Raw genomic sequence first — 15448 nt, 5'->3', positions numbered from 1 at the left:
CACGGCTCTACGCAATTGCGCACAAGATCGTAACTGCTGGCACCGGGCGAGATCCAGCCTTGCTTGGCACTCGATCTCACCGGTCGACGGCCTGTGCCCGCCTCCCCCCGACGGGGGTCCACCTTGACGCTCAGTGCTGGTCGACAATGCGAGGCATGAAGGCGCGACGTAGACCACGCTGGTACGGCGACTGCCCCGAATGTGGGCATGACTGGCGCGAACACGAGCCGCCGGAGCGGTGTAGCGAGTGCCAGTACGAGATCGAGCACCAGGAGCCCGGTGCTCCCGTCGCTGCCTGCACGGCGGTTGCGCCACCGCCTGGTCGTTGACGACACCCTGTTGCCACCGGTGGCTGTCGACAGCAACGGGCCCAACCACCGGAGGCCGGCGGCGGCCAGAGACGGACGACGGACCGAGGTCACGGACGAGGACGGAAGCGCCCGGACGGCCTGCATAGAGCCTGGCGGATCATGCCTGAGCAAGCAGGACGATGCCTGCTGACACTGAACGACAACCGCGACCAGGCTCCCCCCGACGGGGGTCGCAGCCGGTCCGGCGAGGCAGTGGCCGTCCGAGTCGCCAAGGCGGTGCACCCGGCTGGACTTGATGGTTATGCCTTCTGGCGCTTACGCCGGTGCCCAGACGGCGGCATCATTCGGGAGTGGAGCCCAAACTGACGGTGACGCGGTGGCGTAGGTACGGCAAGGACCGGTTGTACGTGTCCACAGTTGATGGCGTGCGGGTTGGTTGGCACGATCTCGTGTCCGGAGAGATGCACGTGGGGGCAACCGCTGACCGGGATGCCGTGGTGGCCGCGACCGCGCACTGGCGGGAGAGCGCATCGCTCACTGCCGGGGAGGTGATGGTGACTCAGCCCGTCGCAGCTGCGCCGGCCATCGCCGAGCCGACGTCCGACGATCCGTTGGCTGCTGTTCAGCTGCGCGAACCTGCTGCGGTCGATGTCGGGAAGCCACCGGAGGGCATCGGGCCGAGTGGGCGGCAGACCTCGCCTGCGGTCGGCGGCGAGGAGCCCGCGGCGGCCGTGGAGGATTGGGAGGACTTGGCGCTGCGCCGTGCCGGTGCCGAGGCTCGCGAGCAGGCTGTCGCACTGCGGCAGGCGGCGCCGGTGCGGACGTTTGTGGCGCGGGTGCTGGGGGTGCATACCGATGAGCGGGCCTGGCGGGTCGGTGCCGATGGTGAGGAGAAGGTCGCCGGCCAGCTCGCCAAGCTGATCAAGCGTGATCCTCGCTGGCGGGTGCTGCACGCGATCCCGGTCGGGGATCGCGGCAGCGATATCGACCATCTCGTGATCGGGCCAGGCGCCGTCTACTCGCTCAACGCCAAGCACCATCGGGGTGCGAAGGTGTGGGTCGGTGGGAACACGTTCATGGTCAACGGGCAGCGCCAGCCGTATCTTCGCAACAGCCGACACGAGGCCGAACGGGCGAGCAAGCTCCTGACCGGGGCAACCGGGCGGCCGGTGGTCGTCACCGGGGTGGTCGTCCCGGTAGGCGCCGACGAGCTCGTCATCAAGCAGGCACCCACCGACGTCCACGTCGTCAGCCGGATGCGGTTGGTCAAGTGGCTGCAAGCCCGTCCCGAGGTGCTCGACGCGACCGCAATTGAGGCGGTGTACGAGGCGGCCCGACGATCAACGACCTGGCAGACGACCAAGGCCGACCGGCCGCAGTCCTGAGCCGCAGCCTCGCCGGTACCGCACGCAAGTACAGCAACCCACCAGACCGCAGACCGCGGCACCACGCCCAGCAGTGCCGGTTGACGTCGTACCGAACCGCGAGCATCTGATCTGCCCCGAGCTACGGATCAGCCGGTGCTTCCAACTCCAACCACCGCCAGCGCCGTTAACACCGGTATGAGGGGGCCTTCTCTTAACGCCGTCGCCTCGTGCTCACCGGACGATCCCGGCGACCGTAGCGCTACTTGCAGGGGGAGGCATCCTTGGCCTGTGGCAGGACGTGAGGGTGGCAAGTACTACGAGGTCTTCTCCGACTTGGCCGGCGTCGTCTTGGAGGACTCCTGGGTCTTGGACGTAGAGGTCTCCGCGACCGTGGTGGTCTTCAAGCTCGACGCCGCACTCACGCCGGAGCATCCTGCCTACCGGTTAGCCCGCCGCGGCGACATGCACTGCTATCGCAGAGCGACGTTGACCGTGCGGAGCGATGCGGCTATCCACGTCCGCCGGTCGATGGCGCCACCGGCTACGGATGCCTCAGGAGAGCCCGACTACGGCCACATCGACACCCTGCACCTGGCGGCGGATCACGGACCCGAGGTCTGGGAACTGACCGGCGACTGGGGAGAAGCGCTGGTGTCTCAACCGCGCATCGACATGTGGCTCGAAGCACCTACACACGGCTGATCACGAGCGGCGGGGCGCTGTCCCGCACCCCAACCCTTTCTCGGAGACCGCAACGGGTTTTTCCACACCTACTCGTTGAGGACAACCTGTTGCCCCCGGTGGCTGTCGACAGCAACGGCGACAGCAACGGGCCCAACCACCGGAGGCCGGCCAAGGCCAGCGACGGACGACGGACCGAGGTCACGCACGAGGACGGATGCGCCCGGAAGGCCTGCACAGAGCTCAGACGGAAGTAGCGTAGGCACCCGCCGAGATGGACGGGTATCGGCCACTTCCAGGCAGCCAGGGTGGCGCGCCAGCGGCATGCTCCTCTTGTAAGCGAGGCGTCGAGGGGGCGGGGCCTGGTCTGGCCAGCTCGGGAACCGAACGACTATGTCGCCTCGGTCAACTCCTCAGGAACGCGAGCAGATCACCGTTGACCTGGTCCTGGAGCGTGGACGTGATGCCGTGCGGCGCGCCCGGGTAGTAGATGTCCTTGGCGTTCGCGATGAGCTGGGCGGTCTTCCTCGCCGAGTCCTTGACCGGGACTATCTGGTCGTCCTCGCCGTGCAGCACCAGCGTGGGGATGTCGAACTTGGCGAGATCGTCGCGGAAGTCCGTCTCGGAGAAGGCCTTGATGCTCTCGTAAGCGTTCAACAGGCCGGCCTGCATGCTCCACAGCCAGAACTGGTCGAGGATCCCCTTCGAGACCTTCGCCCCCTGCCGGTTGGCGCCGTAGAACATCTGCGCCAGGTCCTGGTAGAACTGCGATCGGTCCTTCATCAGGTTGGCGCGCATCTCGTCGAAGACGGCGATGGGTAGGCCCTCGGGGTTGTCCGGCGTCTGCACCATGATCGGCGGCACGGCGGAGATGAGGACGGCTTTGGCGACCCGTCTCGTCCCGTGGCGGCCGATGTAGCGCGCGACCTCACCACCGCCGGTCGAGTGCCCGATCAGTGTGACGTCGGTGAGGTCGAGCGCCTCGATGACCGCCGCGACGTCGTCTGCGTAGCCGTTCATGTCGTTTCCGCCAGAGGCCTGGCTTGACCGGCCGTGACCACGGCGGTCGTGCGCGACGACCCGGAAACCGTTCTGCATGAGGAAGAGCATCTGGCCGTCCCACGCGTCCGCGTTCAGCGGCCAGCCATGGGAGAAAGTGACAACGGGGCCCGCACCCCAGTCCTTGTAATAGATCTCGGTGCCGTCCTTGGCGGTGATGTAGCTCATGCCGCTGTCCTTCCGATTCGTCCCCGTTGGGCATGCCGGCCGGACCGGCCGGTACCGCAGAACCGCCCAAAAGTTGCGAGAGAGGTACAGCAGCTCGCGCCCGTGATGTCGGCTTTACCCGATTCTAGGCGGCAGTGCGTAAACCATGGGTCCGGATCGGGCGAACACGGGAAGGACCCCACGAGCCGCGTCGACCGACGCGCAGCGCCGCACCCTACCTCGACCTCTCGACCCGTCCGGGATCAACGCGGACGTGCTGCACAGAGCTCAGACGGAAGTAGCGTAGGCACGCGCCGAGATGGACGGGTATCGGCCACTTCCAGGCAGCCAGGGTGGCGCGCCAGCGTCGGGAATGCCACAGGTGGCGTACAGGGGGGCTTGACCCCTGATCCTGGACACGGGGTTTATGCGGCGGGGGCCAGCGTAGCCGGCGCGGGCCGGGCGTTCCTCTCGTAGGTGATCGGTGGCTGCTGTCCGAGCCGGGAGTGGCGCCGGACGGTGTTGTAGCGGTGCAGCCAGCGGAACGCGGTCAGCCGTGCTTGGCGTTCGTCGGTGAAGGCGCGGCGGCCTTGGAGGGTTTCGCGTTTGAAGGTGGCGTTGAACGATTCGGCGGCGGCGTTGTCGGCGGAGCTACCGACCGCGCTCATCGATTGCCGGACCCCTGCCGCCGTGCAGGCGGCAGCGAAGGCCCGGGAGGTGTATTGGGCTCCGTGGTCGGTGTGCATGATCGCCCCGTGGAGGCTGCCCCGGGTGCGTTGCGCGGCGTGGAGGGCGTCGATGACCAGGTCGGTGCGCATGTGGCCGGCGATCGCCCAGCCCGCGAGGCGCCGGGAGTGCAGGTCGATGACGGTGGCCAGGTAGAGGAACCCGCGGTCACCGACCGGCAGGTAGGTGATGTCACCGACGTAGCGCTTGTTCGGCGCGGGGGCGGTGAAGTCACGGCCGATCAGGTCAGGGGCCTTCGCCGCGGCCGGATCCGGCACCGTCGTACGAGTTCGCCGGCGCAACCGCAGACCTTGCACGCCGAAGCGGCGCATCACCCGCGCGACCCGCTTCCGGTTGACCCGCAGTCCGGCATCGTGCAGCTCAGCAGTGATCCTCGGTGCCCCGTAGGTGCCGTCGTGCTCGGCGTGCACCGCCCGGATCCGGCCCACGAGAGCGACATCCGTGGCCTCTCGTGCCGCCCTGGCCGACGCCGTGGACCGCCAGTAGTAGAAGCTCGACCGGGACACCCCGAGGATCTGACACAACCGCTTCACGCCATAGCGCTGCTGATGGTCGGCGACGAACTGGAAGCGGTTCACCAGCGCGTCTCCCCGGCGAAATACCGGGCCGCCTTCCGCAGAATGTCCCGCTCCTCCTCCAACTCCCGGACCCGCCGCCGCAACGCCGCGTTCTCGTCCTCCACCGATCCGGACGCCTGCAAGCCCGCCACGGAGGCCGCCGACCCGGCGGTTACGCCCCTGCGTCGATCATCGGCCCGCACCCAACTACGCAACGTCTCCCGATTGACTCCGAGATCGTCAGCGATCTGCGCGATCGTCGCCCCCGGCCGAGACCGGTACAACGCGACCGCGTCGGCCTTGAACTCTGCGGGGTAGTGCTTGTTCACCATCTGTCAGGGACTCCTGATCTCCCCGGACCATCACGATCCAAGGCTCAAGTGTCCAGGACCAGGGGGCAAGTCCCTGGCACGCGACCATGGTGCGCCACGGCGCAGCGGGGTGGACAGGCGACTTGCCAAGATCCCGGAGCATGCGCGGAATGATCAAGCGCAGCGCCGGCAAGAGGTCCGGTGTCTGTCCTGGTAGCAGGAGGTTCTGCGCAACAGTCGCTATACCGTCCCTAAACCGTGTGACGCAGGTGGCAGTGGGTTTCGAGCAACGTACGCAGCGGCGCGGGATCGCCCGTAACCAGCCCGCGCTTCGGCAGTACGAGTATCGCCGCACCAAGCCGCTCAGACGCGCGCAGAACGAACGACCGGTCCGTCTCGACATACCGCAGGTAGTGGGACCACGCGGCTGTTTCGCTCCGGCTTGCGCTGCTGAGACGTAACCCGGTGTCATCCACGGTGGCTCGGATTGGCTCGGACAGCCAGGGATTCCCGCGCATGAGCAGGCGTACCTGCCAGCGATAGATCCAGCGGGCGGCGACGAGGAGCCGGAACAGCAGCAAACCGAGCCCGATGGCGACGAGCGCCACCGTGGCGAGGGCTGCGAGGTCAGCCGCCGACATGGCCCGGGAGCCGTCAGAAGAGAGGAGCCCGAGGAGGAGCCCGACGAGCGCGGCGACGAACAGTACCGGGACCAGCCAGGGACGCCGGACGCGGCGCCGGTGGGCGACGAAGCCGTCGAGCCAGTCGTCCTGGGTGAGGGTGTAGCTGAGTTCGACCGGGCCGACGGTGACCTGCTCGGATGACATGAGAGGGCAGTGTACTTCCGGCGGCTGGGTGGATCGGCGTGCCAGATTCGTGCCAGGTCGGCTGGCGATGCGCTTGCCTCGGACTGGCAACACGTCCGCTTATGCCGAACAGGTGAGTGTTGTTCCCGGTGGGAGGCGGGCTGGGGACTACTCAGCGTTGGACCAGGAGCGGCTGGACAGCACGAGGCGATAACCGTCCGGATCTTCGACCGTGATACCCCACCGATCCCAGTACGCGCCCTGCGAGACGCGCTTGCCGCCGGCCTTTTCAAGGCGGGCCACGAGCGCGTCGTCGATCGGTTCGGACAGATAGAGCACCAGTAGATCTTCAGCCGTCGGTGTCGGTTGCACGGAGAGGTTTGAGCCCGCGACCAGTTCCAGATGCCATGACGCCTCGCGCCAGCCCAGCATCAGCAGGTCATGCTTCCCGTGGTCGCCCGTAGCCCGGTAGAGCACCTTCAGTCCCAGCCCCTGCACGTAGAAGCGTTCGATCGCCGCAAGGTCCCGGGTGGGCCGGGCGAGACGAATATTTACCTTCGCGTCGATCATTCAGATAGCTCCGTCCAGACGAGAACGATCAGCCTGCAACCTGAACCTTGGTTGAAGTCAAGGCAGCCACGCTCGTCTCCACCCCGGGTGCGAGGAAGCATGTCGGCCTCAGCTGGCGTCGTCGATGAGGGCGGCGAGGCCGTCGAGGGTGCGGGCGAGGCCGAAGGTCCAGGCGCGGTCGGCGTGCCACGCGCTGCCCTGCGCTTCGCCGGCTGCGGAGCCGATGCGGGCGGCGCGGGGAAAGATGTGGGGGTCGAGGGCGCGGGCGAGGATGGGTAGGTTGGCGGCCCACCAGTCGGCGTCGCTCATCGCGGTGTCGGTTGTGGCCCGGGCGGCGTCGTGGGCCGATCGGCAGTGCGACTGCACGAACCCGAGCAGGTAGGTCAGGGCGGCGTCGATGTCGACGTCGGAGAGCCCGGTGTCGTCGAATGCGGCGAGCTCGTGTTCGTATTTGGCCATCACGCCCGGTCCGAGTGGGGGGCGGCTCAGGGCGGCGACCTCGGTGAGCCAGGGGTGGGCGGTGAGCAGGTCCCGGTTGGCCTCGGCCACCGTGGTGAGCCGCTCGCGCCACGGTTGCCCGGCCCAGGGAGCACGGGTCATTCGTGCGTAACGGGCGTCCACCATCAGGTCGAGCAACTCGGGCTTGCCGGGCACGTAGGTGTAGACCGACATCGCCGAGACTCCAACCCGCTCGGCCACCGCGCGAATGGTGACCGCGGTCAGGCCCTGCTCGTCGGCAAGCGCGAGCGCGGCGTCGACGACCTGCGTGATGGTCAGCGATCGGGCTGGTCCCTTGCGCCGCGCCGTCTCGGAGGGCTCCCCCCACAGCAGGGCGAGCGTGCGGCTGGGCTCACCTGATCCGGTGCGGTTCTGGGTCACGGGAACGATTCTGCCACACCTTCCCTGTACGGCGTACGGTATACGATGTATAATGAAACTCGATCGCCTACTGCGACAGGAGACCTGCTTGCGCAACCGTTCATCGGCCATGCCCCGTCCCGCCACCTCGGAGGTACTCATGCCGCGTCCGGCACCGACCACCGGCCCCGCGCCCACCGGCGCGAACGGCCGCCCCTCGGGCGGCCCTCAGTCGCAGGTCACCCGCCGGAGCACCCACCAACGGCGTCAACCCGGACGAGGGAGCCGTCGATGACCCGCACCACGACCACCCGCGCCACCACCCTGGCCGCCGCAGGGTCCACCGAGTCGACAGGAGCCCACCGCATGCGCATCACCGAGTCCGCCATCTCACTCAACGTCCCCGACGTCCAGGCCTCCGCCTCCTGGGTGCAGCAGCATCTCGGCTTCACCGAGGTGATGGCCGCCGACGGATTCTGCTCCCTGGCCCACCCCGAGGCGGGGTTCAACCTCATCTACCTGCGCACCGGGCTGCCGACGTTCAAGCCGGCGTCGGCTGCCGGCCGCGCCGATGGGCTGCTGGTCGTGTTCACCGTCGATGACATCGACGCCGACTACGCGCGGCTGCAGCAGGAGGAGGTCGAGATCGTCACCCCGATCGAGACCGAGCCGTGGGGCGAGCGCTACTTCCAGATGGCCGATCCCAACGGTGTGATCTACCAGCTCGTGCAGTGGGTCTCGCCGCCCGATCCACAGCACGCCGGCTGATCCTTCGGCGCAGTGGCGGTGCCGTCGTGATGGCGGCACCGCCACCCTGACACGTTCGAGAAGGAGAGACATCGCATGGCGCCCGCTGTTGATCCTGGTCGTCGTCACCCTGGTCGTCTGGCTGGCCACCGCTCGGCGACCAGGGGAACCGCGCCCGCGACCGGCCGCGGCGCGGCCTCGCGGCGATGTTCGTGACCACCGGCGCCGCCCACTTCGTCGGCATGCGGGAGGAGTTGGTCGCGATGGTGCCGCCCTGGCTCCCGCAAGCCAGACTTCTGGTCTCCATCACCGGCGTGCTCGAGATCCTCAGGGCTGCGGGACAGGCTCCGTGCGACCGCAGCGACATACCACTGCGACGTGAAAGGACATCACCGTGAACCCCGATCCGACGGTCCCCGATCCGACCACCGTCCATCCGCTGGCCGCGCATTCACGCGTGGTCTTCCTCCGACCGCTGATCACTTCGCCGACCATCGAGATCGGCGAGTACACCTACTACGACGACCCCGAGCGCGCCACAGAGTTCGAGCACCGCAACGTGCTCTACGCCTACGGGCCGGAGCGGCTGATCATCGGCCGGTACTGCGCGATCGCCTCGGGCACCAGGTTCCTCATGGCAGGCGCCTCCCATCCGACAATGGGCGTGTCCACCTTCCCGTTCACCATGTTCGGCGGCGTGTGGACGGAGAAGACCCTCGATATCGTCGCCGGCATGCCCAGCCGCGGCGACACCATCGTCGGCAACGACGTCTGGTTCGGCTTCGGCGCTCTGGTCATGCCGGGCGTGCGCATCGGCGACGGCGCGATCATCGCCGCAGATGCCGTGGTTACCGCCGACGTCGCGCCGTACACGATCGTCGGCGGCAACCCCTCCCGCCCGATCCGTCAGCGCTTCGACGACACCGACGTTCATCGGCTGCTGCGGGCCGCGTGGTGGGACTGGCCCGTCGACCTGGTCACCGAGCACGCCCGCGTCCTCATGGCCGGCGCTCCCGCCGACATCGCCCGCATCGCCGCCGAGAACGGTCTGGAGAAGAACCTGTGACGACGGTATCGATCGGGGAGTGCTCGACCGGTGGCGGCGGGCCGTACGCGGCCACCACCGGCCCGGACGGCGCGCTGTGGTTCACCAGGTCGGCGGTGGCCGCATCGGCCGCCGGGTGCCCGGCGGGGAAATCGTGCAGACGGTATCTCACCCCGGGTCGGCGACCGGCCCGGTGAGCTGTTCCGGAGCCGTACCGGCCGGCGTGCGGCTCGGTGTCCTCAGTCCCCGGCTACATGATTCGGACAAAACGGTAGCGCGTGTCGCGGCATCGCCGGCGGCTGCGTCCACGTCGACAAACGGGAGGTACAGGTTGCGACTCGGGCGGTTCGCGGTCGTCTTCGAGCCGGGCGACCCACCCCGCACCGGCACGGTCAGCTTCTACGACCCCGCCGGCGGCGCGGTGCCGGACGAGGGCGACGAGCTGGGCGAATGCCGTGAGCTGGACCTCGCCCTGCCCCTCGACGGCCCGGTGGCCGCGTGGCAGGTGCCGGTCTGTGCCGTGCCGGTCGGCGACGCCGTCCGGCACCTCGTCGCGTTGCGCGACGAGGACGTCACGCCCGCCGTCGCGTTCTGGTCGGCTGTGGCGGTCACCGGCCTGCACCTGGTCGCCCGCGGTCGGTTGCTGCCCGGCGTCTCCCCGAACGGGTACGACGCCTGGCGGGTGGGCCCGTTCGATGCCTCCGATGTGGAGCGTGTCCGCGCGCTCGCCGCGGCGATGCCCCCTGAGGCCCGTGCCGTGCCGATCGATCCCTTCGCCGAGCAGCTCGTGCTGCCTGAGGCGCAGGGGCTGGTGCGGGCATTCCTCGACGCGGTGGCCGACACCCTGCCCCGGACTCCGGCGGCTGCATGGCTGACCGGTGACGCCCGGTTCACCGGCCTGGACCCCGAGCCCGTGACGGACCTGCGCGAATGGGCGCGGGAGGCCTCTACGGGGGTGGACACCGGTCTGCGGGTGGCGCTGCGGCTGGAGGGGCGGGGCAACTTCGAGACGGGTCTCACCGCGGTGGTCCGCCTGCGCAGTCTCGCCGACCCGACGTTGGTCAGCGACGCGGCGGCGCTGTGGGAAGGTGATGAGCACGGTCTCGGAGAGCGGGCCACCTTCGAGGCGATGCTCGCGGTGCGTCGAGCCGCCGCAACATGGCAACCGCTTCAGCGGCTTCTCGACAAGGCCGCCCCGGTCCAGCTGGAGCTGCTCGACGAGGACCTGGTCGACCTGCTCGGTGGGGCCGAGGCGCGGCTCGCGGCGGCTGGCGTGGACGTCCAGTGGCCGCCGCAGCTGTCCCGCGAACTCCACGCCCGGGTCCTGATCGGATCGCCGCCAGAGCAGCCGCCGGAAGTGGCCCACTTCTTCCGCTCCGCCGCCCCGATGGCCCAAAGCTGGCAGCTCACCCTCGCCGGCGAGCCGCTGACCGCCCCAGAGATGGACATGGTCGCCACCTCGCGGCCCATCCTTTGCCTGCGCGAACAGTGGGTGGCGGTCGCGCCGGAACTGGCCCGCAAGGCCCGGGAACGGCAGCTGCCACCGCTGAAGGCGTACGACGCGCTGGCCGCGACGCTGATCGGCAGCACCCAGGTGGACGACGAGCGGGTCGAGGTGGTGGCCGACGGCTGGCTGGGCGCCCTACGCGATCGGATCGCCGAGCCGGAAGGCGGCCCGGAGCAGCTGACGCCCCCCGCCGAACTGGACGGCACTCTCCGCGACTACCAGCTGCGCGGACTGCGCTGGCTGGAACGGATGACCTCACTCGGCTTCGGAGGCTGCCTCGCCGACGACATGGGGCTGGGCAAGACCGTCACCGTCATCTCACTGCACCTGCGCCGCCAGACCGACCCAGTTCACGCCGGACCAACCCTGGTCATCTGTCCCGCATCGGTGCTCGGCAACTGGGAACGAGAAATCCGCCGGTTCGCCCCCGGCGTACCGGTCCGCCGATTCCACGGCACCGCCCGCTCCCTCGACGGCCTCGCCGGCGGTTTCGTGCTGACCAGCTACGGCACCATGCGGCAGGACGCCTCGGCGCTGAGCGGGCGGCCATGGGGAATGCTGGTCGCGGACGAGGCGCAGTACGTGAAGAACCGGCTCAGCGGCACAGCGAAGGCGCTGCGTCAGATCCCCGCCCGGGCTCGCGTCGCGCTCACCGGCACGCCGGTGGAGAACAACCTCTCCGAGCTGTGGGCCATCCTCGACTGGACCACCCCCGGCCTGCTGGACAAGGTCGGCGCGTTCCGGGCCCGCTGGGCCCGACCGATCGAGGTGGACCGTGACGCGACCAGCGTCGAGCGGCTGTCCCGCCTGCTCCGACCCTTCCTCGTGCGGCGGCGAAAGTCCGACCCCGACATCGCCCCAGAGCTGCCGCCCAAGACCGTGATCGACCACCTGGTCTCGCTCACCGGCGAACAGACGATGCTGTACCGCCGGGTCGTCGACGAGGTGATGGCCGAAATCCGGTCCACCACGACCAGCATCGCCCGCCGTGGCATGGTGCTGAAACTGCTCGTCGGACTCAAGCAGGTATGCAACCACCCGGCGCACTATCTCAAACAGCCGCACGGCAAGCTCTCCGGACGCTCTGAAAAGCTGCAGCTCCTCGACGACCTACTGGAGACCATCCTCGCCGAGGACGGCGCTGCCCTGGTCTTCACCCAGTACGTACAGATGGCCCGACTGCTGCAACGGCACCTGGCCGAGCGGGGTGTGCCGGCGCAGCTGCTGCACGGCGGCACGCCGGTGCCCCGGCGTGAGGAGATGGTGCGCCAGTTCCAGGCCGGGACGGTACCCGTGTTCCTGCTCTCGCTGAAGGCAGCCGGCACCGGCCTCAACCTGACCCGCGCCGACCACGTCATCCACTACGACCGCTGGTGGAATCCCGCAGTGGAGGAACAGGCCACCGACCGCGCCTACCGGATCGGGCAAACCAAACCGGTGCAAGTGCACCGGCTCATCGCCCAGGACACCCTGGAAGACCGGATCGCCGCACTGTTGGAGTCCAAGCGGGAACTGGCCGACGCGGTGCTCCCCGGCGGCGAGACCGCCCTGACCGAACTGTCCGACGCCGAGCTGCTGCGGCTCGTGCAGCTACCCAACGAGGAATAGGGACGTGGACTTCGACTTCGACGACGAGCTGAACGGCAGCGCCGAACCAGCCGAGCACGACGGGCGGGCCCGCACCTTCCCGCCGTTCGGCCCGGGCAAGCGGATCGGCAGAAAGTTCGCCGACACCTGGTGGGGCAACTCCTGGATAGAGTCGATGGAGCGCACGGCGCTAGACCCGCAGCAGCTCAAGAAGGGCCGACGATACGCTTTCGCCGGGCAGGTCGGGTCGATCACGGTGAGCCCGGGCCGGATCTCCGCGCCGGTCCACGACGGCGACCAGTACACCCCGCACCACACGGTGATACGCATCGGCACCCTCCCCGACGCCGAATGGGACCGCCTGCTCGACAGGGTGGCCGCCAAAGCAGGGCACATCGCCGCTCTACTCGACCGGGACATGCCGCAAGACCTGGTGAACACCGCCGACGACGCCGGAGTGCGACTACTGCCCGGCTACGGCGACCTGGAGCCCGAGTGCGACTGCCCGTCCTGGGACCACCCCTGCCGACACGCCGCCGCCCTGTCCTACCAGGCGTCCTGGCTACTGGACCGCGACCCGTTCGTGCTGCTACTGATGCGCGGACGGGCGGAACCGGAGCTGATCGAGGAACTACGCTCCCGCAACACCGGCCGGGCGATCACCGCCGAGGAAAAGGATGCCACCGGCACCCGGGCCGAGGAAGCGTACGCCACCGCCCCGCCGTCGCTGCCCGAGCCGCCAACGCCCGTGCAGGGCGAGGCGATGCCACTCGCGCCCCTACTGGCCGCGCACGATGCGCCGGGCATCGACGCCGAGGCGTTGGGAATGCTCGCCGCGGACGCTGCGTCCCGTGCCAGACGCCTGCTGGTCGCCACCCCCGCAGAGGTGCTCGCCCCCGAACACGACCCCTGGCAGGACGCCGTGCGGCTCGCGTCGCGGATACCGCCCTCCCGGGCCGCGAAGCGGCTCGCCGAGGCCAGCGGCCGGGCCGGCGAGCTGCCCCGAGCGATCAAGGCGTGGGAGTACGCCGGCCCCGCCGGCGTGGACGCCGTCGACGCGGTCTTCAGCCCGCCGAAGGACCTCGTCTCCCGGGCCACCGACACGCTGCGCGAGGCGTGGGAGGGCAGCAGCGCCGCGCCGGAGCTGAAGAACTGGCGCAACCGCTGGACCATCGGGCGGGATGTGCAGATCCGCTATGGTCGCGATGGCCGCTGGTACCCGTTCCGCCGCCGCTGCGGGCAGTGGTGGCCCGCAGGGCCGTCCAGCCCCGGCCCGGCCGACGCGCTGCTCAACGTCCTGAAGGACTGAACCGCGGGCTGAGCTTTCCAGCGCCGCGCCGGTCGGCCCGTACGCCATACAGCGTCCCTGATCAGCTTAGCGATCCTGAGTCGGATTGAGTTTCCGGGATCGTTTCCCACCGTGGTGGGGTCGCGTGGGCGTGGAGATGGAATCCTGCGCCCAGTGCGGCTCCTCGTGGCCGGTGGCCGGCGGTGGTGGGTGTGCTGATCGTGTTCACGCTCTGGTGTCGGTGGGCTGCGCGGGGCAGCCTCGGCCGGTCCGTTGGTGCGTGGTGCGCCGGGATAAACCGGCATGGAGGAGGAGATGGAAGAGCTCTACGTCGAAGGGGCTAGCGACCCACGGCGGCCCCGAGCCATGCGCTGGCGTCCGTGAGGGTGTCGGTGAAGCGTTGGTAGGGGTACGTGCAGGCCGGGCTATTGAGCCTCGAAATAACGGGATTGGGGTGCCCACGCTGTCACGCAGGCGGAAGGCAACACTGTCGAGGGCGTTTTCGCGAGCTGTCGGCGGGCCCCGCGGGGTCAGAGAACCAGGGCATGTACGGAACCTCCGTGCGCGAGAACCGGGAGGGCCCGTGCCCGCTCGCCCAGTTGATCATGGGTGGGCCGTTCAGGGAACGCTGAGGCGGTACGCCTGAGATGGACGGGCATGGGCAGTCGGATCGTTCCGTAGTACCTGCGAACCCGCCGAACAAGGCCGTGGCTGCGGAGGTGGGGGAGGGAAGGGGACGAGTCAAGGGGAACACGGGCAGCAAAACGCGTCCCGGACACAGTGCCGGAACCGACGCGTCCAGTGCGCTGGGCCGTGTGCGTGAAGTAGCGCGACGGGATAAGGATGCGCGGTTCACCGCGTTGCTGCACCACGTCAGTCTGGGACGCTTGCGGGCGGCTTACTGGGCGATTCGTCCGCAGGCCGCGCCCGGGGTGGATGGGGTGACGTGGACCGACTATGGGCAGGGCTTGGAGACCAACCTTCAGGACCTGCACGTGCGGGTGCAGTCGGGGCGCTACCGGGCGAAGCCAAGTAGGCGGGCCTACATTCCGAAGGCGGATGGGCGGCTTCGGCCGCTCGGGATCGCCGCGTTGGAGGACAAGATCGTCCAGCGGGCCGTCGTCGAGGTGTTGAACGCCGTCTACGAGGTGGACTTCCGGGGCTTCTCCTACGGGTTCCGGCCGGGGCGTGGTCCGCACGATGCGTTGGACGCCCTCGCGGTCGGGATCGAGCGGAGGAAGGTGAACTGGGTGCTCGACGCGGATATCCGCGACTTCTTCGGCCAGCTTGATCGGGTTTGGCTGCGGAAGTTTCTGGAGCACCGGATCGCGGACAAGCGGGTCCTGCGGCTGGTCGACAAGTGGCTGGCCGCGGGAGTGATCGAGAACGGGAGTTGGTCGGCGACGGAGCAAGGGTCACCGCAGGGGGCATCGGCATCACCGCTGCTCGCTAACGTGTACCTGCATCACGTCCTCGACCTGTGGGTTGACTGGTGGAGACGCCGCCACGCGCACGGCGATGTGATCATCGTGCGGTTCGCGGACGACTGTGCGCCACGAGCGCTGAAGGGAGCTCCGATGTAGAAGGAGGAGGTCTTGGATGCGGTGCTGCACCGGTGATGGAGGTTGGGCCCTCCGCGATCGCCCGCGCAGGGGGAGGTCGCAAACCACCGCGAACTGCTGCGGTAAAGAGCCGTGGTGGTGAGCTCGCGGAAAAGGCGCCCGGTGAGGTGTCAGGTGGGATCCGAGAAGACGAACGTGAGTGAACCGCTGAGGAAGTGTCGTAAGCGTATCGACGATGACCGAAACCGGGGTCCAGTTGTTGCCCCGGGATGAGCCTGGCGGGGGCCTGCCCGTGCTG

General features: G+C 68.9%; 13 protein-coding genes. 8 read left to right on the top strand and 5 right to left on the bottom strand.

Annotation, left to right across the window (positions count from 1 at the left end):
- Positions 1-661: 661 nt before the first annotated feature.
- Both A6A27_RS41710 and A6A27_RS41705 read left to right on the top strand, forming a co-directional pair.
- Positions 662-1696: a nuclease-related domain-containing protein gene (locus tag A6A27_RS41710; RefSeq protein WP_198940683.1), complete on the top strand. Its 1035-nt coding sequence runs from the start codon at positions 662-664 to the stop codon at positions 1694-1696.
- Between the two features lie 270 nt (positions 1697-1966).
- Positions 1967-2380 carry a hypothetical protein gene (locus tag A6A27_RS41705; RefSeq protein WP_073840169.1) on the top strand — a complete coding sequence of 138 codons (414 nt, stop codon included), beginning with the start codon at positions 1967-1969 and terminating at the stop codon, positions 2378-2380.
- 384 nt (positions 2381-2764) lie between these two features.
- Here A6A27_RS41705 and A6A27_RS41700 read toward each other — a convergent pair whose 3' ends face one another.
- From A6A27_RS41700 to A6A27_RS41675, 5 genes are all read right to left on the bottom strand, one after another.
- On the bottom strand, positions 2765-3586 hold the full coding sequence (locus A6A27_RS41700) for an alpha/beta fold hydrolase (RefSeq protein ID WP_073840168.1): 822 nt from the start codon (positions 3584-3586) through the stop codon (positions 2765-2767).
- Positions 3587-3990: 404 nt separating this feature from the next.
- Positions 3991-5201 (bottom strand): IS3 family transposase gene (locus A6A27_RS41695; protein ID WP_143194457.1). Its coding sequence is split into 2 segments (ribosomal slippage): positions 3991-4901 and positions 4901-5201, totalling 1212 coding nucleotides; the frame shifts between segments, so codons are not numbered across the junction.
- A 230-nt stretch (positions 5202-5431) separates the two neighbouring features.
- Positions 5432-6007, bottom strand: coding sequence for a YcxB family protein (locus tag A6A27_RS41685; protein WP_073840165.1), 576 nt, complete (start codon positions 6005-6007; stop codon positions 5432-5434).
- 147 nt (positions 6008-6154) lie between these two features.
- On the bottom strand, positions 6155-6556 hold the full coding sequence (locus tag A6A27_RS41680) for a VOC family protein (protein ID WP_073840164.1): 402 nt from the start codon (positions 6554-6556) through the stop codon (positions 6155-6157).
- Positions 6557-6664: 108 nt separating this feature from the next.
- Complete coding sequence (locus A6A27_RS41675; RefSeq protein WP_073840163.1) at positions 6665-7435, bottom strand: TetR/AcrR family transcriptional regulator; 771 nt, start codon at positions 7433-7435, stop codon at positions 6665-6667.
- 270 nt (positions 7436-7705) lie between these two features.
- On the opposite strand from A6A27_RS41675, the gene A6A27_RS41670 reads away from it, so the two are divergent.
- The 6 genes from A6A27_RS41670 (at position 7706) to A6A27_RS41635 (ending at position 15171) form a co-directional block, all read left to right on the top strand.
- Positions 7706-8182, top strand: coding sequence for a VOC family protein (locus A6A27_RS41670; protein ID WP_241825722.1), 477 nt, complete (start codon positions 7706-7708; stop codon positions 8180-8182).
- Positions 8183-8367: 185 nt separating this feature from the next.
- A complete protein-coding gene (locus A6A27_RS41665) occupies positions 8368-8559 on the top strand; it encodes a hypothetical protein (RefSeq protein ID WP_073840162.1) in 192 nt (63 codons plus the stop codon).
- Positions 8556-9227 (top strand): CatB-related O-acetyltransferase, encoded by a 672-nt coding sequence (locus tag A6A27_RS41660; protein ID WP_075806958.1) that lies wholly within the window; start codon positions 8556-8558, stop codon positions 9225-9227. The genes A6A27_RS41665 and A6A27_RS41660 overlap by 4 nt, the downstream gene beginning before the upstream one ends.
- Before the next feature lie 310 nt (positions 9228-9537).
- Complete coding sequence (locus A6A27_RS41655; protein WP_073840161.1) at positions 9538-12321, top strand: DEAD/DEAH box helicase; 2784 nt, start codon at positions 9538-9540, stop codon at positions 12319-12321.
- Positions 12322-12325: 4 nt separating this feature from the next.
- Entirely contained in the window at positions 12326-13609 is a 1284-nt protein-coding gene (locus A6A27_RS41650) for an SWIM zinc finger family protein (protein ID WP_073840160.1), read from the top strand.
- 794 nt (positions 13610-14403) lie between these two features.
- Positions 14404-15171, top strand: a complete 768-nt coding sequence (locus tag A6A27_RS41635; protein ID WP_241825721.1) for a reverse transcriptase domain-containing protein — start codon at positions 14404-14406, stop codon at positions 15169-15171.
- Positions 15172-15448 lie beyond the last annotated feature (277 nt).

The sequence above is a fragment of the Micromonospora sp. CB01531 genome, from assembly GCF_001905095.1.
In the GTDB taxonomy this organism is placed as follows: domain Bacteria; phylum Actinomycetota; class Actinomycetes; order Mycobacteriales; family Micromonosporaceae; genus Micromonospora.
This window is presented reverse-complemented; position numbering and strand designations above follow the sequence as displayed.

What these genes read in the sequence shown, in the direction of transcription:
- A6A27_RS41680 (WP_073840164.1), bottom strand. Translation starts at nt 6,556, where the DNA reads ATGATCGACGCGAAGGTAAATATTCGTCTCGCCCGGCCCACCCGGGAC.
- A6A27_RS41685 (WP_073840165.1), bottom strand. Translation starts at nt 6,007, where the DNA reads ATGTCATCCGAGCAGGTCACCGTCGGCCCGGTCGAACTCAGCTACACC.
- A6A27_RS41665 (WP_073840162.1), top strand. Translation starts at nt 8,368, where the DNA reads ATGTTCGTGACCACCGGCGCCGCCCACTTCGTCGGCATGCGGGAGGAG.
- A6A27_RS41700 (WP_073840168.1), bottom strand. Translation starts at nt 3,586, where the DNA reads ATGAGCTACATCACCGCCAAGGACGGCACCGAGATCTATTACAAGGAC.
- A6A27_RS41670 (WP_241825722.1), top strand. Translation starts at nt 7,706, where the DNA reads ATGACCCGCACCACGACCACCCGCGCCACCACCCTGGCCGCCGCAGGG.